General features: G+C 39.2%; 22 protein-coding genes. 12 read left to right on the top strand and 10 right to left on the bottom strand.

All coding sequences use genetic code 11. The annotated features are described in order from the left end of the window. Positions 1-268 precede the first annotated feature (268 nt). Positions 269-1,318, top strand: a complete 1,050-nt coding sequence (tsaD, locus tag H4J59_RS06180) for a tRNA (adenosine(37)-N6)-threonylcarbamoyltransferase complex transferase subunit TsaD (RefSeq protein WP_182237777.1) — start codon at positions 269-271, stop codon at positions 1,316-1,318. A 35-nt stretch (positions 1,319-1,353) separates the two neighbouring features. On the opposite strand, the gene plsY is transcribed toward tsaD, so the two are convergent. Further along, positions 1,354-1,926 carry a glycerol-3-phosphate 1-O-acyltransferase PlsY gene (gene plsY / locus H4J59_RS06175; protein ID WP_182237775.1) on the bottom strand — a complete coding sequence of 191 codons (573 nt, stop codon included), beginning with the start codon at positions 1,924-1,926 and terminating at the stop codon, positions 1,354-1,356. Positions 1,927-2,172: 246 nt separating this feature from the next. On the opposite strand from plsY, the gene folB reads away from it, so the two are divergent. From folB to H4J59_RS06150, 5 genes are all read left to right on the top strand, one after another. Next, positions 2,173-2,544 carry a dihydroneopterin aldolase gene (folB, locus tag H4J59_RS06170; protein ID WP_182237773.1) on the top strand — a complete coding sequence of 124 codons (372 nt, stop codon included), beginning with the start codon at positions 2,173-2,175 and terminating at the stop codon, positions 2,542-2,544. After that, on the top strand, positions 2,544-3,038 hold the full coding sequence (folK, locus tag H4J59_RS06165; protein ID WP_182237771.1) for a 2-amino-4-hydroxy-6-hydroxymethyldihydropteridine diphosphokinase: 495 nt from the start codon (positions 2,544-2,546) through the stop codon (positions 3,036-3,038). The genes folB and folK overlap by 1 nt, the downstream gene beginning before the upstream one ends. A 24-nt stretch (positions 3,039-3,062) precedes the next feature. Beyond that, a complete protein-coding gene (locus tag H4J59_RS06160) occupies positions 3,063-3,863 on the top strand; it encodes an undecaprenyl-diphosphate phosphatase (RefSeq protein ID WP_182237769.1) in 801 nt (266 codons plus the stop codon). Positions 3,864-4,081: 218 nt separating this feature from the next. Then, positions 4,082-5,236 (top strand): acyl-CoA dehydrogenase family protein, encoded by a 1,155-nt coding sequence (locus tag H4J59_RS06155; RefSeq protein WP_182237767.1) that lies wholly within the window; start codon positions 4,082-4,084, stop codon positions 5,234-5,236. A gap of 426 nt (positions 5,237-5,662) precedes the next feature. Further along, on the top strand, positions 5,663-6,511 hold the full coding sequence (locus tag H4J59_RS06150) for a tetratricopeptide repeat protein (RefSeq protein WP_259369404.1): 849 nt from the start codon (positions 5,663-5,665) through the stop codon (positions 6,509-6,511). 333 nt (positions 6,512-6,844) lie between these two features. On the opposite strand, the gene msrA is transcribed toward H4J59_RS06150, so the two are convergent. Next, positions 6,845-7,381 carry a peptide-methionine (S)-S-oxide reductase MsrA gene (gene msrA / locus H4J59_RS06145; protein ID WP_182237765.1) on the bottom strand — a complete coding sequence of 179 codons (537 nt, stop codon included), beginning with the start codon at positions 7,379-7,381 and terminating at the stop codon, positions 6,845-6,847. Between the two features lie 444 nt (positions 7,382-7,825). After that, entirely contained in the window at positions 7,826-8,950 is a 1,125-nt protein-coding gene (locus H4J59_RS06140) for a DUF3083 family protein (protein WP_182237763.1), read from the bottom strand. Positions 8,951-9,102: 152 nt separating this feature from the next. Between H4J59_RS06140 and H4J59_RS06135 the strand changes: the two genes are divergently transcribed. The 3 genes from H4J59_RS06135 (at position 9,103) to folA (ending at position 10,708) form a co-directional block, all read left to right on the top strand. Beyond that, positions 9,103-9,324 (top strand): DUF3820 family protein, encoded by a 222-nt coding sequence (locus H4J59_RS06135; protein WP_182237761.1) that lies wholly within the window; start codon positions 9,103-9,105, stop codon positions 9,322-9,324. A gap of 372 nt (positions 9,325-9,696) precedes the next feature. After that, the gene (rmf, locus tag H4J59_RS06130) at positions 9,697-9,870 is read left to right on the top strand and encodes a ribosome modulation factor (protein WP_182135602.1); all 174 of its coding nucleotides are present in this window, start codon (positions 9,697-9,699) and stop codon (positions 9,868-9,870) included. Between the two features lie 349 nt (positions 9,871-10,219). Continuing rightward, a complete protein-coding gene (folA, locus tag H4J59_RS06125; protein ID WP_182237759.1) occupies positions 10,220-10,708 on the top strand; it encodes a type 3 dihydrofolate reductase in 489 nt (162 codons plus the stop codon). 143 nt (positions 10,709-10,851) lie between these two features. Here folA and H4J59_RS06120 read toward each other — a convergent pair whose 3' ends face one another. From H4J59_RS06120 to lptD, 7 genes are all read right to left on the bottom strand, one after another. Next, a complete protein-coding gene (locus H4J59_RS06120) occupies positions 10,852-12,870 on the bottom strand; it encodes a methyl-accepting chemotaxis protein (RefSeq protein WP_182237757.1) in 2,019 nt (672 codons plus the stop codon). Positions 12,871-13,036: 166 nt separating this feature from the next. Continuing rightward, positions 13,037-13,855, bottom strand: coding sequence for a symmetrical bis(5'-nucleosyl)-tetraphosphatase (locus H4J59_RS06115; protein WP_182237755.1), 819 nt, complete (start codon positions 13,853-13,855; stop codon positions 13,037-13,039). Between the two features lie 9 nt (positions 13,856-13,864). Beyond that, entirely contained in the window at positions 13,865-14,257 is a 393-nt protein-coding gene (gene apaG, locus H4J59_RS06110) for a Co2+/Mg2+ efflux protein ApaG (RefSeq protein WP_182237753.1), read from the bottom strand. After that, positions 14,250-15,071 (bottom strand): 16S rRNA (adenine(1518)-N(6)/adenine(1519)-N(6))-dimethyltransferase RsmA, encoded by an 822-nt coding sequence (gene rsmA, locus H4J59_RS06105; RefSeq protein ID WP_182237751.1) that lies wholly within the window; start codon positions 15,069-15,071, stop codon positions 14,250-14,252. Before rsmA ends, apaG begins: the two co-directional genes overlap by 8 nt. Before the next feature lie 17 nt (positions 15,072-15,088). Continuing rightward, complete coding sequence (gene pdxA / locus H4J59_RS06100; protein ID WP_182237800.1) at positions 15,089-16,081, bottom strand: 4-hydroxythreonine-4-phosphate dehydrogenase PdxA; 993 nt, start codon at positions 16,079-16,081, stop codon at positions 15,089-15,091. Further along, positions 16,078-17,400 carry a peptidylprolyl isomerase SurA gene (surA, locus tag H4J59_RS06095; RefSeq protein WP_404852006.1) on the bottom strand — a complete coding sequence of 441 codons (1,323 nt, stop codon included), beginning with the start codon at positions 17,398-17,400 and terminating at the stop codon, positions 16,078-16,080. Before surA ends, pdxA begins: the two co-directional genes overlap by 4 nt. Beyond that, entirely contained in the window at positions 17,400-19,691 is a 2,292-nt protein-coding gene (lptD, locus tag H4J59_RS06090; RefSeq protein ID WP_182237747.1) for an LPS assembly protein LptD, read from the bottom strand. The genes surA and lptD overlap by 1 nt, the downstream gene beginning before the upstream one ends. A 152-nt stretch (positions 19,692-19,843) precedes the next feature. On the opposite strand from lptD, the gene H4J59_RS06085 reads away from it, so the two are divergent. From H4J59_RS06085 to djlA, 3 genes are read left to right on the top strand one after another with little or no spacing between them, the layout of a single operon-like run. Continuing rightward, complete coding sequence (locus H4J59_RS06085; RefSeq protein ID WP_182237745.1) at positions 19,844-20,857, top strand: aminoglycoside phosphotransferase family protein; 1,014 nt, start codon at positions 19,844-19,846, stop codon at positions 20,855-20,857. A gap of 22 nt (positions 20,858-20,879) precedes the next feature. After that, positions 20,880-21,581 carry an N-acetylmuramate alpha-1-phosphate uridylyltransferase MurU gene (gene murU, locus H4J59_RS06080; RefSeq protein WP_182237744.1) on the top strand — a complete coding sequence of 234 codons (702 nt, stop codon included), beginning with the start codon at positions 20,880-20,882 and terminating at the stop codon, positions 21,579-21,581. Positions 21,582-21,617: 36 nt separating this feature from the next. Continuing rightward, complete coding sequence (gene djlA / locus H4J59_RS06075; RefSeq protein WP_182237742.1) at positions 21,618-22,427, top strand: co-chaperone DjlA; 810 nt, start codon at positions 21,618-21,620, stop codon at positions 22,425-22,427. The last annotated feature ends 61 nt before the right edge of the window (positions 22,428-22,488 follow it).

The raw sequence follows: 22,488 nt of genomic DNA, 5'->3' as shown, positions 1-22,488 counted from the left end.
TTATTAGCTCAATAGCGGCCTGAACACAGTAATACTAGTCGCTGTGTAAATAGCTGCTGTCATATTAACAAAATTTATCACTAATTTTTTTGTCATGAATTTTAAAGGTTAAATGATGGTTTTAAAATATTTTGGTTATCTTTATGCGCTATAAATTGAAAGTTGCCTAGGGCATAGGTAAAATCAGCAACCAAATAACGGCTGCAGCTTAATATAAGTGAATAGTCGAATTCACTATTGATGCAACAGGGCTAGGTAAAGAAAAATTATGCGAATTTTAGGTATTGAAACCTCTTGTGATGAAACCGGTATTGCGATTTATGATGATGGGCAAGCCGATCTACCCGCGGGTATAGTTGCACATAAGTTATATAGTCAAATCGCCGTTCATGCTGATTATGGTGGGGTAGTGCCTGAGCTGGCATCACGTGATCATGTCCGCAAAACTATTCCCTTAATAAAAGAAGTCCTAGCTGAAGCTAATTTAACCCCTGCTGATTTAGACGGTGTGGCTTATACGGCTGGACCAGGCTTAGTGGGCGCCTTACTTGTGGGTTGTTCAATTGGTCGCAGTTTAGCTTACGGCTGGAACTTACCTGCTGTGCCTGTGCATCATATGGAAGGACATTTACTAGCGCCAATGCTAGAAGAGAATGTACCTGACTTTCCCTTTGTTGCTTTATTAGTATCTGGTGGTCATACCATGTTGGTGCGCGTTGATGGTATCGGTCACTATGAATTATTAGGTGAATCTGTTGATGATGCCGCAGGTGAAGCTTTTGATAAAACAGCTAAATTACTAGGGCTTGATTACCCTGGCGGACCCGTATTAGCGAAAATGGCGGAAAGTGGTCGAAAAGGTCGTTATAAATTTCCAAGACCTATGACGGATAAACCTGGGCTAAACTTTAGTTTCAGCGGTTTGAAAACCTCAGCCGCTGTTACCATTCGAAAAGAAGAAAAAGCAGAATTAACACCTGAGCAAAAAGCACAAATGCAAGCTGATATCGCTTATGCCTTTCAAGAAGCGGTCGTTGATACGCTGGCCATTAAATGTAAACGGGCATTAAAACAGTGCAATTTAAATCGTTTAGTTATTGCGGGTGGTGTGAGTGCCAATACAGCGTTAAGAGAGAAATTAGCAGAAATTACCAAGAAGTTAGGTGGGGAAGTTTTCTATCCTAGGCCTGAGTTTTGTACTGATAACGGCGCCATGATTGCCTACGCGGGTTTACAACGCCTAAAAGCGGGTGTTGATACCGACTTAACCTTTAAGGCAACACCACGTTGGCCCTTAGATACTTTAGAGCCGGTTTAAGCTTGCAGGTTGGCGATTAAAACCGGTAATAAAGGCTACTTCTTGGTAAATGATATTTTGCTTTCTTTGCCCTGTAGTAGTCTAACAATATTGTCTTTATGTCTAAATATGATCAGCGCTGATAACATCAATACAGGGTAGACATAAATGGGCTTTAATAACCAAGTATACAGTGGCGCTATTGATAGGGTAACAATAGCGGCTAAACTCGAATAGCGGCTAATTTTAGCGACCAACAACCAGGTTAAAATAAGTAGCCCGCCTAAGTCTAAACCAATAGGTAATAGCACGCCAAATGCCGTAGCAACCGCTTTACCTCCCTCGAAATTAAAAAATATCGGGTACATGTGGCCTAAACAAGCGGCGAGAGCAATCATACCTAGATACAAGGGTTCTAAGCCGAGGAAATAACCACCCCAAACCGGTAATGTGCCTTTAAGTATGTCAAAAATCAGCACAAATGACGCAATAAATTTATTACTTATACGTAAGACATTTGTCGCACCTGGATTTTTTGAACCTGCTGAGCGGGGGTCTGGTAAGTGCAGTAATTTGCAAAGTAAAATGGCACTCGAAATTGAACCTACTAAGTAAGCCATAACCACCATTAAAAACGTTACAAGTAAACTACTGATACTAAGCTCCTTCTCAAACAGGTGTTAGCAAAGTTATAAAAATTTTATTCTTTTTAGCTTTTTGACATTGTAGCGCGATGTTTACTAGTTTTTCTAGACCTGCACAGGTAAACTCGCTATTTATTTTCTAAAGTATGTTGTGGCGATTGCGGGGTTTATCTCGATTTTATCTCGATAATGCAATGGCTAAATACTAACAAGCCATGTAAGGGTTTTAGTGTGGATAAAGTCTATATTGAAGGGTTAACCTTTCAAACAACCATCGGTTTCTTCCAGTGGGAAAAAGAAATAAAGCAAACACTTGTTATTGATTTAGTGATGGGCTGGAATACGGCGCAAGCAGCAGAAAATGACGAATTAGCTAAAACACTTGATTACGCGACAATTTCTGAAGCGATTGTTGAGTTTGCTAACGCTAATCCGGTAGATTTAATTGAAACGCTTGCCGAACGTATTGCTGGCTTTCTTATCGCTGAATATAAAATTCCTTGGCTGCGCTTAAAGGTAATGAAACCAACGGCGGTGCATAATGCGACTACGGTAGGTGTTGAAATAGAGCGTGGCGAACAGTTGTCAGGCCAAACATTGTAATGGCTAAAATTTATATTTCGCTGGGTAGTAACATAAATCGTCAACATTATATTGAACAAGGCTTGCATGCTTTAACTGATGTATTTGGCTCACTTATCTTATCTTCATTATTTGAAAGTGAGGCTGTCGGCTTTGCCGGTAAAGCTTTTTACAATATGGTGGCTGGAGTAAGTACTGAGCTTACTTTGGCTGAAGTGGCGGCAACACTGCGCGAAATAGAGTTTGCGCACGGTAGAAACCAAGACGCTAAAAAATTTAGCCCGCGGACATTAGATTTAGATTTATTACTTTATGATGACATTATTGCTGACTCTCCAGCGCAAATACCGCGTGATGAAATTAGCAAAAATGCTTTTGTATTGTGCCCGTTAGCTGAAGTTGCAGGGCATTTGGCTCACCCGATTATTGGCCAGTGCTATGACGAGTTATGGCAACAATATGATAAAAGCCAACAAAAGTTAAAAACAGTGGCTTTTATTTGGCCAAAAAAATAAGAAAAATAAGGAAATATAACCCCGATGAGCACAATTGAAGTTTTTATTTTAGCGTTAATTCAAGGTTTAACTGAGTTTTTACCTATTTCTAGTTCAGCACATTTAATCTTACCCTCAGTAGTTTTCGGCTGGAAAGATCAAGGCTTAGCGTTTGATGTTGCCGTGCATGTTGGCAGTTTACTGGCGGTAGTGCTTTATTTTCGCAAAGAAGTGGGCTGCATGGCTGTGGCTTGGTTTGCCACTTTAAAAGGTGAGCGAAATAATTTTGATGGTAAATTGGCTTGGTGGATTATTTTTGCCACCATCCCCGCCGGTTTATTTGGTTTACTCGGTAAAGATTTTATTGAAGAGCATTTACGCAGTGCACTTGTTATTGCCGCCACTACACTATTATTTGGTTTTTTGCTTGGCTTTGCTGATATTAAAGCTAAACAAAATAAAAGCATTGAAAATTTAGGTTTTAAAGGTGCCATGTTAATCGGCTTGGCACAGGCTATCGCGTTAATACCGGGCACATCACGTTCTGGTATCACCATGACTATCGGTTTGATGTTAGGATTAAGCAGAGAAAATGCCGCGCGTTTTTCTTTTTTATTGTCGATTCCAGCCATTGCCATGGCGGGCAGTTATTTAACGTTGAAGTTGATTTTGGAAGCCGGCACGGTAGATTGGTCAGCCATGGGCTTAGGCAGTGTGTTAGCGTTTGTTAGTGCTTATACCTGTATTCACTACTTTCTTATTTTAGTGGGTAAGTTCGGCATGATGCCATTTGTTATTTATCGCTTAGTGCTTGGTGCTGGTCTGCTTTGGTTTGTTGCCGGTTAATTGTTATAATATATTCAACTTATGAAAAATGCGCTTTAGCGCATTTTTCATATCTACATGTATTTTTTAGATACCAAAAGGGTAGTTTGCTAGCGCTTTTGGTATTGTTTTTATCACTATTAGTCGTACTAATGCCCATTGTACTTTTTAATGTTGCTAGTAAGTTTTAGCAATTAATATAGTGATAGATATTCAGCCAATAAAAAGTGAGAAGTTTGATGGATTTGTCTCTAACTGAAGAACAAATAATGATTCAAGATATGGCCCGAAAATTTGCCGATAGTGAATTAGCACCTGTAGCTGCACAGCTTGATGAAACAAGAGATCAAAGTTTATTTTTAAAAAATTTAGCGCAACTCAATGCCCTCGGATTTATGGGCCTAAATATTAAAGCTGAATATGGTGGCGTTGAAGCAGGTAGTGTTGCTTTTAGCTTGGCGATTACCGAATTAGCGCGCGCTTGTGCATCAACAGCGGTGACAACTTCAGTGACTAATATGGTCGCCGAAGTTATTCAAGCGGTAGGTAATGATGAACAAAAAAGTAAATACTTGCCAAAAATTTGCAGTGGTGAGTATCGTGCGGGTGGCTTTTGTTTAAGTGAAGCGGCGGCAGGCTCAGATCCCGCTGGCATGAAAACGCAAGCCGTTAAAGACGGTGATGACTATCTTATTAGCGGTAGTAAAATTTATATTACTAGTGGCTCGTTTGCTGATGTATTTGTAGTTTGGGCCGTTACCGACCCTTCAGCAAAAAAAGGTAAGGGTATTTCGTGCTTTATTGTTGAAGCCGGTACTGCCGGTATGACCATAGGTAAATCGGAAGAAAAAATGGGTCAAAAAGCGTCACCAACCAATGAAGTGCATTTTGACCGTTGTCGTGTGCCAGCATCGGCCATGATGGGCGCTGAAAATAAAGGCTTTGGTGTTGCCGTGGGTGAGTTGGCTGGTGGTCGTATCGGTATCGGGTCATTAGCCTTAGGTATTGGCCTTGCTGCACTTGATTATGCTAAAGCTCATATTGTTGAGCGTAAACAGTTTGGTCAAGCACTGTCAAACTTTCAAGGCTTACAGTGGACGTTAGCAGAACGTTATACCGAGATGGAAGCTGCACGATTACTCTTGATGCAAGCCGCTTATACTAAAGATCAAGGTCAACCCTTTGGTATGGCAGCCTCAATGGCTAAGTTGTTTGCCGCTGAAAAGGCTAATAAAGCTTGTTATGACGCCTTACAGCTTATGGGTGGGGCAGGTTATATTAGAGAATATCCACTGGAGCGTATGGCGCGCGATGTGCGTGTAACATCAATCTATGAAGGCACCAGTGAAATTCAAAAAGTGATCATTGCTCGAGAGTTATTGCAAAAAATCTAAGTGCTTACATCGGTGATTTAAAACGGAGATTAGCTTTGCTGATGTCCGTTTTTTTATCTTTGTTTTTTATGTTTATTCTATAGGTGAATAGACCGACTACATCAGGATGTGCAAAGCAAAGCTGACGCTATTTAACAGTTGGTATTATAGCGGGTGCAGCAGTATAAATAATGCTCATATAAGAGCATTAAGGCTTAGCAGTTTAAGTCTTAGGGTTTTAAACGTTAGCGCTTTAAGATTTAATGTTTAACATTTTGACCCTGTAACGTATGCTCTGAGCTAAAAGTTGTGTTATCACGCTGTAATCCTCAACTGTCTGTTTTTGACTTGTTCTTTGTTGAGTCATTATAAATATTTAGCCTAGTTGCTTGTATCTTTGGTGCTTTGCCCCAATTTAAAAACATATATCTTTATTATTGGAACGGCATGATGACAAATTCTCTTGCGATCAACTTAGAAAACTTTCAACAAGTTATTATTGAAGAATCAAAAACTAAACTGGTATTGGTCAGCTTTTGGGCTCAGCAAATTCCAGAAAGTGTTGAATTACGCGACAAGTTGGCGATGGCATTAGCTAATTGTAGTGACACGCTCTTGTTTACCACAGTCGATTGCGAAAGCCAGGGACAAATTGCTCAGCAGTTTGGTATTCAAAGCCTACCAACGGTAATTTTAGTACAAGATGGTCAGCCACTTGACGGGCTAACTGGACCCCAAACAGATGCAACAATTAATGAGTTTTTAGATAAATATTTACCGAAACAGCAAGATGTTTTATTAGCAGAGGCGAAAACACTATTAGCAGAAAATAAAGTGTCGGAAGCATTTCCTATTATCACTCAAGCCTATCAGCTTGATAATGAACGTGCTGATATTAAGTTAGTGCTATCAGATGTTTATATTCAAACCGGTAAGATTACTGAAGCAGAGACACTACTCAAAAGTATTAAAATGATCGATCAAGACAGTGCTTATCAATCATTAATGGCAAAATTAGAATTAGCTACGCAAGCCGCAGACTCTCCTGAAATTCAAGCACTTGAGCAACAGTTAGCCAATGATGCTGATAATGTCCAATTACAACAAAAATTGGCGGCGCAATATAGCCAAGTTAATCGCCATGACGATGCACTGACGATACTGTTTTTGTTAGTGCAAAAAGATGGCGCCGACATCGCTAGTAAAGACTTACTGCTTGATGTGCTTAAATCGTTACCTGAGGGTGATGCATTGGCGAGTAAATATAGACGTAAGCTTTATACCTTGATGTATTAAGTCGTTAGCTTAATCTAGCGCGGATTTAAAACTAAGTTAGCCGAACTTATACTGGCTTTTACTCAACGCATAGCAAGTAAATTGTTATGCGTTTTTTATGAGCAAATTTTTATTATTGTTCAGACAAGGCGAGTTAAATTACTTGATGTTATATTGCTACAGCGATTAATACCAATCTCACTAATTATCTGATCATTTTTATGGGTTAAAATAACCAACTACTGCGTTATTTATTTAATAATTAGCACAACTAGTTATTAAATAAATGCCTTATATTTGGCCATTTTTCCTGCGTATAAAGTTGACCACCTAATTAATGAAATTGGTATAAGTTTAATTTTTTAATAAGTATGAAAACTCGCTTAAAAACGTTTGAATTTTCTTTGCTACCACCAGCTGACAATACTTATTTTCTGGGTTGTTGGTGACATAATCTTGATGATAGTCTTCCGCACTGTAAAAATTAGTGGCGGCTTTAACGACAGTGACTATCGTTTGCTCAGCGTATTGCTGTGCATGCAATTGAGCAATTTTTGTTTTCGCCACCACTTGCTGTGCAGGGGTGTGACATAAAATTGTTGAGCGATATTGACTACCAATATCATCACCTTGACGGTTCAGTGTTGTCGCGTCGTGAATAGCAAAAAAAACCGTTAAGAGCTGCTCAACAGCTAACTGCGATGGGTTAAACGTTATTTGTACTACCTCTGCGTGATTAGTGATGCCGCTACAAACTTGCTCATAGCTTGGGTTGATAATATCGCCATCTGCATAACCGCTGGTTACCGATAGCACACCTTTAATTCGGCTAAAAATATTCTCAACACACCAAAAACAGCCGGCGCCTAAGGTAATTGTTTCTATGCTCAATGCTCATTTCCTTGTTAAATTTCGCTTAGTGTGACTGAAAGTGGATTTTCAGTACGACATAAGGACGTTTAGACGTCTATACTATTTATTTTTCAAAAGATAACACTTAGACGTTTAGATGTCTATACCTTTTATTGTTTAAGTTATTGTCGGTATTAGCCGAGTCAGTAGTAGTGTTGATATGGTTTTTAGGCAGGTAGACAGCTATGGGGGGTTTAGTATGAGATCATTCAACATAAGTTAACTATATATGTCGTTAACTATCGTCATAAGCTGATGTTATGCGGTTAGTCTGGTTAATCGGCATGAAATATGAGTATGAATATTGTGTATGGTCTGTGGTGATTTTATTAAGCTTTGATGATGGAATGTTTACAGTAATCTGGTTACCAGTAAATAAGTGACCTAGAGCTAGAGGGTAGTTAGCTCTAGGTGTTATAACTATCAGTTATTATGCGATAAGTTATAGGCGATGTGTTGATGAAAGCGTAAGGTTAATTGCTCTTTTTCGGTTGGAATTTCGAGCTCTTTGGCAAATAGATGCATGGCTTGTTCTATTTGATTGACAAATTTCGCATAGTTTTGTTCTTCGCCATTATGGCAATTAGCAACAAAGATCAGTTGCACGTTATCAACCAATTCATGCGCTTGCCATCTACTGACAATACCACAGGGGCTTTGTTTTGGGTTGTAGCCTAACATTTGCAATTCTCCAACTTTCGAGACTAAATCATGCAAACTATGCCTAACAATGGGGACTAAACCATTGGCAATAAGTGCACCATTATTTAAATTAAAATGTTTTGCTACCAATGAAAAAGTGTCGGTTAAATAAGTATAAAGTGGGTTATAGGGATCGGTTGCTGCGGGATCTATATCAACCAACTCAGAAATCCTATGATCAAGGGTTAAGTCGACTATGGCGTAAGTGATTGATGACATACTTTCTGCTAATGTAACGTTTTGGCTCGCATACCTTTGTTTTATTGGTCTAAATTTATGAGCTTGGCTAGTTTTGTAACCTTTATTTTTAGCAAAAATGTCGTAAGTAAGATGTTGGTGGTCGCGCATGCGGATACTTGTTATGGGTAAGTCTATTTGCTGGGCAAAATGTTCTAATAGTACTTTAACCCCTTGATGGAATTTGGCCGCTTCGGCCCTGATATCAGGGCCAGATGCTAAAAATACTAAGGTAATTTTTTTTGCTTTGATATTGGCATCAAAAAATGCATTTTGCAGTACATGCTGATTTGGATCGTAATAAAAGATGATTTGTTGTTTTGTTTGCCATTGGTGCATTTCTTGGCTGTAACGGACACGGACCAACTTGTCGTTGGCAACCAATATACTGTTTTTAATGCCATAGTCGTTACTTAAGGTAAACAGTAAGTTTGCCAAAGTTTGATAACAAGCATAATAACTTATATTGCCGCTGTGATTAACCTGTGTCGGTAATTGCGAAAGCAGTTGCTCTGTTAAGGTGAATTCGGCCAAAATATACTGATTGTCACGGGCATTAGTCGGTATATAAGCTTTTACTGCAGCATTGCGTTTCCTAACCATTGACATAATAATTCCCCAAAGAAAAATTTAGGTATCATCTTGATACCAGTTAAATTGTAAATATGAGTAAAACTATAAACACTCGCTGTGACATTTTTATGTCAACGCATGAGCAATAACTAATAACATCTAGAGGTTCAACTGAGCATGGGTAACTTATGTCGATAAATAATAATGCAGATTTAATTGCGGCGGTAAATCAGGTCATGCCATTTGGAAAATATAGTGGGAGAAAGTTGCTGCAACTGCCTGAGCCTTATTTAGTTTGGTTTCACCGTAAGGGATTTCCAGAAGGAAAGTTAGGTCAACAGTTGGCACTCATTTACGAAGTTAAACTTAATGGTTTAGAAGCTATGCTAAAACCTTTATTAAGGGACTAGCGTTACTCATAGCGTCATGTCATTAATGCAGTTGTAGCCTTATTTACATTAATTTGTTATCTAATTTATGGTTTTAAGCACTGTTAATTATATGTGATTTTTATAACGAATTGTTTTGCAATAAATAGTTAATTACGGTGTTTTACACTGGACTATTTTGTCGATAATCAAGGATAAAAGTTGCGTAATTCACTATAGTATTGACTTGTATTCACCGTATTGTTGTTCTTAAATTAACTGTTGATTGAAGTAATACTAAGAAGGCCTAGAGAAAGCCTAGAAAGCATAATACATAAACTTTCAGCGGTATTTTTTTGGTTATTGTATAAAGTATTAGACGGTTATAAAACAGTTAACGGTGAGGTGTTATAGATGAAAAGACAGAAACGCGATAAATTAGGTAGAGCACATTCAAATGGCTATCAAGCGGGCCTTTGTGGCAGAACCAAGAAACATTGCCCGTACCAGAATACCGACGTTAAGTCAGAGTGGCTTGGTGGTTGGCGTGAGGCCTTAACCGATAGAAGTATGGGGTTGTTTAAATAGTACATTTTATGCCACTAAACTGAGTTGTATAAGCACATTTGAGCCTGTAACTGATTTTTACCGTGCCGTATTGCTTTCATTTTTAGTGGCAAGTTATTGACTTATTATTTGCATCTAAGCTTGATATAAAACCCTGAGAGCGAAAGATGTGTTATCGGGTAACTTGTATTTATACTAGGGCGTAGTTGAATATCTTCAAAATTCTTCCATAAGTTTTATCATGAGTTGTGCTACTTTTTTTATTAGTTGTTCTAACCCTGCTTTGTAGCAATACAATTGCCGCTTTTTTGTTGTCAGTAATAACGTATAATCTTTTAAAATTTAGCTGTCCGATAAAGTAAAAAAACCTATGACCATACTTTCAATGATAGTGGCGCATGCCAATAACCGTGTAATCGGTAAAAACAATGACATGCCTTGGCACTTGCCGGCCGATTTGGCCTATTTTAAAAAAACTACTTTAGGTAAACCCATTATTATGGGGCGAAAAACTTATCAATCTATTGGTCGGCCTTTGCCGGGGCGGAAAAATATTGTTATTTCCCGTGACGATAACTTTCAAGCCGAGGGCGTTGAGGTGGTTAATTCTGTTGATGCCGCTTTGGCTTTAGTTGTTGATAGCGCAGAAGTTATGGTAATTGGTGGCGGCGCTATTTACCAACATTGTTTAGCGGCGGCGCAACGACTTTATATTACTCATATTAATGCGGATATTGATGGCGATACTTACTTCCCTGAATATGATTTAACTGTTTGGCAAAAAGTGGCTAGTGATATTCGCCCCAGTGATGAAAAAAATTCATATCAGTTAGATTTCTCGGTGTATGAAAAAGTTTAAAGCTAAGCTGAGAATAATAGCTAAGGGATTAACTATTATTCAGCGGTCAATAAATTATAGCCATTTGAGATAAATATTTTTAGACATAAAAAAGAGCGCCTAAGCGCTCTTTTTTGTTATTTAAGCTTTAAGGTTAAGTAAAGTTAAAGCTTAAATTCTCGTACTGATTGTTGTAATTCTTCAGCTAAGCGGGCAACTTCACTGCTGGCTTCTGCCGTTTGCTTTGAGCCAGCTGTTGTTTGTTCAGCAATAGTGACAATTGACTCTAAGTTTTCGCTTATTTCATGAGCAACAACACTTTGTTCCTCTGCGGCTGTTGCTATTTGCGAGCTGCGGTCAAAGGCTTCATGAACCGCGTGTGTAATAGTATCAAGTGCTTGTTCGGCTTGAATACTTTGCTCAACACAGTTCGTTGCTTGCTTTTTACCTGTATCCATCACTAACACGGCTTTTTCTGCACCGGTTTGTAGTACTTCAATCATATTTTGAATTTCTTGGGTAGAGACTTGAGTTCGGCTCGCCAAGGTTCTCACTTCATCAGCGACCACAGCAAAACCTCGACCTTGCTCACCGGCACGAGCAGCTTCTATCGCCGCGTTTAGTGCTAATAAGTTGGTTTGCTCTGCAATACCTCTGATCACATCAAGAATGCCACCAATTGATGCGCTATCTTGTTGTAATTTATTAATGACTTGCGAAGCAGACTCTACTTCATTAGCTAATAGCTCAATAGTTTGGCGGTTATGACCAGAGATAACTTTAACCCGCTCAGATTCGTCATCAGCATGTTTGATTTCAACTAAGGCATCATTCGCACTGGATAACACACTTTGTGCCGTACTGCTCATTTCAGTGGTAGCAGACGCCGCTTGTTCTACTTGCGTGCGTTGCTCTTCAATAGCTTTGGTACTTTGGGCGGTTACTGTGGATGTTTGCTCAGCTGCTGTTGCTAGCTGAGTTGAACGACTAACAATACTTTGAATTAAGTTACGTAAACTATCGATTAATAAGTTGCAGTTAGCGGAAAGCTGAGCGAACTCATCATTGCCACTTTCATCTAGTTTGTGAGATAAGTCACCAGAAGCAACAATATTGAGCATTTTATTTACGCGTCTTAATGGACGAATAATGCTTGTTAACGTTACCGACGCGATCACTATAGCCAGCACAATAGAAATTAAGGTAATAATAAGGGTATTAAGTGTGCCGTCAGATACTGATTTTTTCACTAAATCGCCGGTTGCAATGGCTGTTTTATTAGCTAAATTTACTTGTGTGGCCAATATAGTATTAGCACTACTAATACCATTTTCTGCCAGTTGTAAACTTGCCTTTGCCTTAGCAATTGCGTTTAGTTGATTATTTTTATGGGTAAATATTCTCCCACTACCAGTGAGGTAATCTTGCAATGCTGAAAAGCTATCGGTTAACTCATCAGCAATATTAGTCACACCTTGTTGTTTTAATTCATTGACTACATCATAGATTGATTTATCAATGTCATTAAATGTGTTTTCGATTTGACTGGCAACCAGTGATGCAGATTGTTGATCTTTAATGTCATGATAATTCAGTGATGAACTCACCATGCTATTGAGTAAAGTCTCTAAGCGCCTGGCTAAACTAACTGCACGTTGTAATTTTGTTGTTGCAAGTTTATGGTCGCCAAGATCTAATAAAATAGTCGCCATGTCGTCGGCTTTTTCTTCGATCATATATATTTTATCTAGCAAGGTGAGGTGTTGCTCTATGGCAAATTTTCTATTGCGAAGTACCGTGTCGATTTCTTTCTCTAAGCTATTGTAAACCGGATCTACTTGACGTAAATTTTCGATTAAACTAGCCTCGTTTTTAACAATATCTTTCAAACGTTTGAGCTGAGTTCTAAATTCACTTTTTTCAGTATCAAAAGCGTTAAAGTTATCTGCCAATGGCGCTAGTGCTGTTTGGTAATATGCACGCAGCGTTAGGTTACCAATATGGGTTAGATCGTTCGCTAACTTGTTACTTGTTTTTAACGTCGGTATCGCTAGTTCATTTTGCTGTTTTGTCGCATCGCCAATAGTATTTAAACTATTCCATGATATTACGCTGGTTAAAATGAGTAAAAGCGAAATAATGGTGAAGCCACCAATTATTTTTGTTGCTACGGTTAAGTTCATAGATCCCACCAATATATAAATTAAATCATACTTAGATCACATAATAGATAATAAGCGTTATTACCTATCTAGGTGATCATTCATTATTATTAGACTACAAAGGAATGTACATATATCTTTTGGTTAGTATAACAAGCTCAATTACATTTTAAACCAATGCCATGCATTATTTTGTTTTTATATGTGCTTGTTCAATAAATATTTTTTTATCGTGCCATCTCAGCATCGTCAGGTGTTGTCCCCAAACACAGCCAGTATCAAGTGCATATATATTATTGGCGGGGCAGTAACCCATCAAAGCAGCCCAATGGCCAAATATCCATTGGGTATTATCATTAACATGCCCAAAATCAAACCAAGGTGATAATGCTTTTGGGGCGCTGCTGGGACTTTCTTTACAGCTAAAATCTAAACTACCGTCAGCGAAGCAATAGCGCATACGGGTTAGCGAATTGATGGTAAATCTAAAACGAGCAAGTTCATCGTCAGCCTTTAGCCAACTGATAGGTTGCTCGCCATACATCTTGCTTAACCATGTATGGCTTGCTGAAGAGGTTAGATGCTGTTGTGCTATTTTGGCTTGTTTAAGTGCTTGTTGAGGTGTCCACTGCGGGGAAAGCCCAGCATGGCTCATATAAGTTTCTTCATCAGGCAGTTTTTGAATAAGTGGCTGCTGAATTAGCCAATGCATTAATTCTGCTACGTCTGGAGCTGATAATAATGGCGCTAGATGGTCCTGCTTTTTCACTTTTTTAATACCGTGATAAACGGCAAGTAAGTGCAAGTCATGATTACCTAAAACCACTTTAGCACTTTGCCCAAGCGATTTAACAAAGCGCAAGGTTTCAAGAGAATCAGGCCCGCGGGCGACTAAATCACCGGCAACATAAAGTTGGTCGCTAACATTGGAAAAGCCCACTTGAGTTAGTAAGGCCTTTAGTTCGCTGTAGCAGCCTTGAATGTCACCGACGAAATAAACAGCCATTAGTGCTCTCTAGTTTAATATATTGGGCTTTGCTAAGCGAAACAATGGGATTTCAACTTGCACTAACTTGGCTGACTTTCTTTGCATTTGGTAATGCCCTTGCATATTACCTAAGGGCGATTTTAATACACAGCCACTGGTATAGGTAAAATTTTGGCCGGCCTTAATAAAAGGTTGCTGACCAATAACACCTTCACCGGCGACAGTGCTAGATTCACCGTTAGCGTCAGTAATTAACCAATAGCGACTGAGTAGTTGCACAGTTTCATCACTGTTATTTGTTACTGTGACGGTGTAACTAAAGACAAATTGTTGTTCGGCTTCGATAGATTGTTGCGCGAGATAGTCACTAACGACACTGACATCAATATCAGCAACTCTTGCTACTTGGTTATCATTCATTGTTAAGCTCTATTGGGTTGTCAGTAACAAAATTAGCTAACATGACAAAATCGGCTAAGGCTAAATTTTCAGCACGCAGTCCAGGGTCAATACCTAACGCCGTTAACTGTTCAGCAGAAATCAGTTTTTTAAAGCTGTTACGAATAGTCTTACGACGTTGATTAAATGCCGCTAAACAAACTTTATTGAGCGAGTTAATATCCTTAACAGGATTTTTAATCACTTTATGCGGTATTAATCTGACAATGGCCGAGTCCACTTTAGGTGCGGGTTTAAAGGCTTCAGGGCCTATTTCCATCACAGGTATAACTTGGCATTGGTATTGTGTCATGATGGACAAACGACCGTAAGCTTTACAGTTTTCACCCGATGCCATGCGTTGTACCACTTCTTTTTGCAGCATAAAGTGCATATCTTTCACTTTGTCTTTAAAAGTCAGTAAGTGAAAAATCAGCGGGGTTGAAATGTTATAAGGCAAATTACCAAAAATACGTAATGGTTTTTCGGCACTGGCTAATTGGGCAAAATCAAATTTTAAAGCATCTTCTTCATAGATAGTTAACTTAGCTGCTAAAAATGGATGATGGCGTAATCTATGTGCCAAATCTCGGTCTAACTCAATAACGCTGAGTTGCCCCGCACGTTCGATAACCGGTTCTGTCAGTGCACCTAATCCAGGGCCAATTTCAACTAAATTTTCATTGGGCTCAGGGTTGATAACGTCAACAATATTGCTGATGATGGCGTCATTATGTAAAAAGTTTTGTCCAAAGCGTTTTTTGGCTTGATGACCCAAATGGGAATTTTTACTCATAGTATTTTTTGCTCGAATTAATCTTCTGCATGGTTGTTAGCTAAGGTTATCGCTGTGTTTATCGCTTCTTTGAAACTACCAACATCTGCTTCATCGGTGCCAGCCAAATCTAAGGCGGTACCGTGATCAACAGATGTTCTGATGAATGGCAGTCCTAAAGTAATATTTACCGAAGAGCCAAAACCTTTATATTTAAGTACCGGTAACCCCTGATCATGAAACATAGTCAATATGGCATCAGCATCATCCAAGTATTTAGCTTGGAAAATGGTATCAGCAGGTAATGGTCCAATAAGGTTCATGCCTTCTAAACGCAATTCGTCTAAAGCGGGGATCATCACATCGATTTCTTCACGGCCTAGATGGCCGTCTTCACCGGCATGCGGGTTGATGCCACAGACATAAATTTTAGGATCATGAATGCCAAATTTATCAATCAAATCTCGATGTAATATGCGCGTAACCTTTTGCAGCCTTTCGTGTGTGATGGCTTTGGATACATAGGCTAAAGGTATATGAGTAGTGACTAGCGCAACTCTTAATCCTTCTGTCGCTAACATCATCACCACATCAGAACAGTTTGCTTGATTAGCAAAATATTCGGTATGGCCGCTAAACGCGATGCCGGCTTTGTTGATTAAACCTTTATGAACAGGGCCAGTAACTACCGCATCAAATTCGCCAGAAATATTTTTCTCACTGGCAATACGCAAGGTTTCGACTACGTAGCGACCATTGTTAGCGTTAAGTACACCAGGCTCGCAAATATCTTCCAATGCTACCGGTAATACAATTAGTGTTCCGGCTTTATGCGCGGTTACTTCATCATCGGCGTTATAGGGCTTAATGATCAGTGGCAAGTTTAATAATTTCGCCCGTGCCATTAATAACTCAGGAGATACAACCGCAACCATTTGTATAGGCCAATCTTGCTGCGCGACTTTTATCATCAGATCTGGGCCAATACCTGCTGGCTCTCCTGGTGTTATTGCTATTCGTTTTAACACTATTTTTTACCTATTTCTAAAACTTCTATATACGCTTCATCACGCAATTCTTTGATCCAACGTGCGCCTTCCATGCCGAATTTACGGTTGTAAAGCAGTTGGTAGACGCGGTTCTCATTCATTTGCTCAGTGGCATCTAATGTTCTACGACCGGTTAATTTAGCAATGTGCCAACCAAACGATGAACGAAAAGGTTTATGCACTTCATCAATATCTAAACTTGCCAATGCTTCGGCAAAGGCGGGATCATATTTACTTGGATCTGACCAACCTAAGTCGCCACCACGAACAGAGGTAGGACCCTCAGAGTACTCTTTGGCAAGCTCAGCAAAGTCAGCTTCACCAGCAGTTAATTTTTCGACAAAACCTTGTAATAAAGCTTCTGCTTTGGCTTCACTGAGAATAATTGAAGGCTTAATTAAGATGTGGCTTGCTTTTATTTCTTCAACTTCCATGGTTTTACGACCACGAATATCGACTAATTTGACGATACTAAAACCTAAGCCAGTACGTATGGGGCCAAAAATACTGCCCTTTTCTTGACCATCAACTATTTCAGAAAATAAGGTCGGCATTTCATTAATGGTTTTCCAACCTAAATCACCACCATCAAGGGCACTTCCGCCGCCAGATGAGGTCATAGCAATATTAGTAAAGTCGCTGCCGTTATTTAATAATTCAAGCACTTTCTCAGCACGTACTTTAGCCGCGCTGATATCCACTTGCTTTGGATTATTAGGAAACTCAATTAATATATGACCTAAACGATACTCTATATCAGCATTAGTTTGTTCTCTCATGACCGATAATAGGTTAGCGACTTCTTGTGGTGAGATATAAATGCGCCGACGTAAACTAGCGCGTCGAACTTCGCCTGAAATTAACTCGTTACGAATACTCTCACGATATTTTTCATAATCTAGGCCATCTGCAACAAGTGATTGGCGCAATTCTTCAAGTGATTGCTTATTCTCCTGTGCCATATTTGATATGGTTTCATCAAGTTGGGCATCACTGATCTGAACGCCCATGCGCTCACCCAGTTGCGAGATTATCGCGTCATTAATTAACTTTTCCATTACTTGAACACGTAAAGCGCGATCTGATGGTAAGGTTTGGTTATTTTTGTTTGCTTGTATAGTAACAGAGGCGATCAGGTCTTTAACTTCAGACTCTAATACCACACCACTATTAACTACCGCTGCTACTCGGTCAAGTTCAACCTCAATGGCCATACATTTCCCAAGTGAGCTTAAAATAAACACCGAGCTAAGCAGTAATAATTTCAATGAATTTTTCATGTAACGTAGGTTTCTTTTAATTAGTTATTGAGGAAGTAAGGGCGTTTATAGCCGAATATACTTGAATTAAACATATCTCCAACACTGTTGGACGATTTATTGCTATTTATACCATTATATACAAACTGAATATTAAAACTGCTATCAAATGCATCTCGATTTTCGTTTATGTTACTCGTGTCGTCAATGGTCGAATTAATATTGCGATGGTAGGTAAAGCGAATACCCCAACAGCAGCTACTATATTCAAGGCCAGCATAACTTTCGATACTGCGTTTACCCTGTAAGTCTTGGCTAAATCGGCCAACAATTTGCCAGCGCTGTGCAATCTTAATATTAGTGGCTAAAGACATTTGCTCTAATGACTCTCCTGAGACATCACGCGCATATCGATGGTTCAATTGAATTGTTTGATTATCGGAAAATAAATAATCAAATGAGGTTTGACTTTTATTAGTCACGCCTAAATCGTTATTGTATTGAATGTCAGAACTAAATTGCCACTGGCGATTTATGTGGATAAAAATATCGGCAGCGAATGCTGATTTATCCACTAAAGCCTCTTGGTCGCTATCGTCAAATTTACTATCGTTTAAATAAACGATTCGTCCTAAACTAAGGCGCAGCACTTCAGTATTATCTGCAGTCAATAGTCGGCTTGTTACCCCCCAAGATATTTGATTGGCTTGTGCTATGCGATCAATGCCGCTGAAACGGCGGTCGCGAAATAAGCCGTTATAGTCGTCTTGCAAGGTTGTTGTATCGTAAATACCGATATTTTTTTGCTCTTTATCTGGAATATAAAGATATTGTAATTGTGGCTCTAATGTTTGGTTATAGCCTTGATTAAATAAGCTTAGGTTGCGGTCAAAGTTTACTCCACCATGGAGACGTACTTTTGGTAAAGTTCTGCTAATATTTTTTTCTAACAGACTACCACTACGAATGTTTTTCTGACTGTAATTGGTTTGAAGTACTTTAAATTCTGAATTTAAAAACCAGGCAGGGGTAACTATGGGATATAACAAGCCCGCTTCTACATGGTACCTTTGTGCGGTGGGCTTGGTTTTATCCGCGGTATCAAAACTTGAAAATTCAGAATAAAGATCAAAAATACCATCAAAATTAGCTAATGATTGCTGAAGGCTGAATTCTATTTGCGGTAAGGTCTTGTAACTCAGTTGATGGCTTCCCAAAAGCTCAAAATCTTGCATTTTTATTGTCGTTTGCCAGTTATCTGCAAAATAGGCAAGCTCGCCAATTTGATAAAGATAAGCGTCATTGGCGCTAAATTGATTACTGCCTAAATCAACCAGGTAATTATCATCACTAATAGCGGTGTAATCAATATGGGCCCTAAATCGCTCTGAAAATGTACCAATATGCTGAAGTCGTGCTAAATATCGCGCATTATCACTATTAGTCAGTTTTGTGTCTTTATTGAGATATTCAACATCAATTTGCCCTGATTGTAAGTCCTGTAAATACCTAAACTGAGTAATTAATTGTGTGCCTCTTCGTGACATATAACGCGGTGTGATGGTCGCATCCATGTTTTCTGCTATGTTGACATAATAGGGGGCCTCAACCTCTAAACCTGAACTATTTGAGGTACTGATTGTTGGGTATAAAAAGCCTGACACTCGGTCATTGCTGAGTGGCATAGTTAAATAGGGGATATATAAAATCGGGATATCGAAAAGGCTAAAGCGTGCATGATAAGCTTCAAGCGATTTTTTATCTGATGAAATGGTAATTTCACTGGCCCGCATTTGCCAATCAGGTACGGCGTCGTAACACGTAGTAAAGCTTGAGTCGAGAAAGCTTAAGGTTTTGCCATTGCCATTAATGTTGATTTTTTTTGCATTGCCATGGCCAGCAGAGCCATTGAGTTGATACGAAGCTGCGTTCAGTGAGGTCGTTTGTTGCAGCTGGTTGATATTGAGTGAGTCGGCAAATATATCAATGCCTTTATTTTGAAAGTGAATGTCGCCATTTGCATCGACTGTAGCTGTATCGCGGTTGACCGTTAATTGATCAGCAACAACTGATTTATCTTGATTTAATAAAGTAACACCACCGGAAAAGGCCGCATATTGACCTTTTTTGATGGTTGAAGTTGTAGAGATAATCGTAAAGTTTTCGTTGGCCTGCTTACCGGTTTCGTCAGCAATATTTGCGTAGAATGGAATGGGGCATTGGCTGGCTAGATTAGTATTTATTTCAGTACTTATTGCAGTATTTTGCGCCTTGCTACCAAATGTAAACGATATTAGGCAGACAAAGATAATTTTGTTTAGGGAAAAGCGCATTTATGGTCCGGGTAATTAACTTGAAAAATACAAAGCCTAGATTTAGAACGGCATTTTACCGCTAATAGCAATAATATAGCAATTTTCATTAGTCTGCTAATTAGTTATATTGGCATAATCATTGGCATAATTTTTTTTAGAGCGATATTTCATTGAATAACTTAAGAACTAGAGATTTATTACAGTGGCTAGAAAGTCACTTTCCAGCGGAAAATATTAGCCTAATACCTTTGACTGGAGATGCAGGTTTTCGACGTTACTTTCGCTTTCATAATCATAATCAAAGTCAGTGCTATATAGCGGTTGATGCACCAGTAAAATTATCAAATAACCAAGCATTTGTCGATGTACAGAAAATTTTGCAGGATCTTGGGGTAAATGTGCCTAATATTATCGCGGCAGATCTTGAAGCCGGTTTTCTTTGTCAGAGTGATTTTGGTAACACGGTATTGGCTGAAAGACTAACAAGTGAAAACATGCAGCATTATTATGCCAACGCGATTATTGAGCTGAGCAAGATGCTTAAATGCAAAGCAGCAGTCGTTGCAAAATTGCCTGATTACAATGCAGCATTTATCCTGACTGAATTGGCAATATTTAGCGAATGGTTGTTAGAAAAACACTTAGGGATTTATTTAACGGCTGATGAAAAAATAACATTAAGCGCTTGTTTTGATGTTCTGGTTTCTGCCATCATTGCACAGCCTAAGGTTTTTATGCATCGTGACTATCACAGTCGAAATATTATGCTGTCGGCTGATGATAAGCTGGGGGTGATTGATTTTCAAGATGCGGTAAAAGGCCCGGTTATTTATGATTTGGTGTCGTTACTTAAGGATTGTTACGTACGTTGGCCTAAGCAGTTAATAACGCCATTGATGGAAGATTATCGCCAACAAGTACAAGACTATTTTCCTGATGAAAACCTAAGCAAAGAAAAGTGGCAATATTGGTTCGATTTAACCGGACTACAACGCCATATAAAAGCCAGCGGTATTTTTGCCCGCTTGCATCACAGAGACAATAAATCAGGGTATTTAGCGGATATTCCACTTACTTTGACCTACATACAAGATGTTAGCGCACAATATGATAAACTCAGTTTTTTGCATGAATTAGTCACTAAACGAGTAATACCCGCAGTAAATAAACGCAGTGGATTTTAAATTAAATTTTGGATGATTTTTCATGAAAGCAATGATCTTAGCCGCAGGCCGGGGTGAACGTATGCGGCCCCTAACGGATGATTGCCCTAAGCCATTACTGCAAGTTAACGGCATCCCCTTGATTGAATATCACATCAAAAATTTAGTCGCGGCGGGTATTCAAAATATTGTCATCAATCACGCTTGGCTAGGTCAACAAATTGTTGATTACCTTGGCTGTGGTAAGCAATTTGCAGCTAATATTAGCTACAGTGAAGAGCCGGTGGCACTGGAAACTGCCGGTGGGATTATTAAAGCACTGCCGATGTTAACCGAGCATGAAGATGACGTGTTTATGGTGATTAATGCAGATATTTATTGTGACTATAATTTAAAAAAATTACCATTATTATCCGCTAATTGTAACGCACACTTGCTGTTAGTTGAAAATCCAGAGCACAATCGCCAGGGCGACTTTGTACTTGTTGAGGGGATGTTAGCTAATCCCAAAAGTACCCAGCAAGCCACTTACACTTTTAGCGGCATTGCGCTTTATAGAAAAAGATTTTTTGAGCAAGAAAGCACAAGCGGGCATAAAGCCTTAATTGCACAACAAGCAGTGCAACCTTTAGCGCCGATGTTAAGAGCTGCTGCTGATCAGCAAAAAATATCAGCGAGTGTGACAGATACAGCCTGGACTGATGTTGGCACACCTGAACGTTTAGCTAGACTAAACACTATTTAAAACAGTTTTACAGTTAATTAATTATCGAGTTTTACAATGCGAATTTGGGGTAAGGTTTTAGGTTTCTTGTTTGGTTTTATGCTGAGCAGGAGTATTATTGGTGCGCTAATAGGGGCATGGATTGGACATCGTTTTGATAAAGGCATAGGGCTGGATTTTAGTGCTTTAGGTGGCGGTAAAAGTGATACCGACCGTCAAGCGGCATTTTTTTATAGTAGCTTTTCAGTTATGGGATATATGGCCAAAGCAGATGGTCAGGTTTCGCCACATGAAATTGCTTTTGCCAACGCATACATGGATAAGTTGGGGTTAAAAGATGCCTTACGCCAACAAGCCCAAGAAGCATTTAGAGACGGTAAAACTACCGGTTTTCCACTGAGCGAGCAATTAAAGAAATTAAAGTCTGCAGTAGGTAATCGCCGAGATTTACTATTGTTGTTTTTAGAAATTCAAATTCAAGTAGCCTTTGCCGACGGCAGTTTAGAGCAAGATGAACGTGATGCACTACACCAAATTGCTAATGGTTTAGGCTACTCAGCGCAAGAGTTAGATAAATTATTAGAAATGATTATTGCGGGTGCAAACTTTCATCAACAAGGCCAAGGTGGCTCAAGTCACAGTTTTGCCCAGTCAGGAAAACAACTGGAAAATGCCTATAAGGTGCTAGGTGTGACGGATAAAAATTCGGCCAGTGAGATTAAAAAGGCTTACCGTAAACTGATGTCTCAGCATCACCCTGATAAATTAGTCGCGAAAGGCTTACCCCCTGAAATGATGGAGACGGCTAAACAAAAAGCGCAAGACATTCAAGCCGCCTATGAGTTAGTCACTGCACAAAATAAGTGATGAGAGCCAGAAAAATTAGCATTGTACCGAGCTGAACCGTGTGGTTACTTAAGCACTTGCG

Origin of the sequence: Colwellia sp. MB02u-10 (assembly GCF_014077185.1) — a bacterium.
GTDB lineage: Bacteria > Pseudomonadota > Gammaproteobacteria > Enterobacterales > Alteromonadaceae > Cognaticolwellia.
This window is presented reverse-complemented; position numbering and strand designations above follow the sequence as displayed.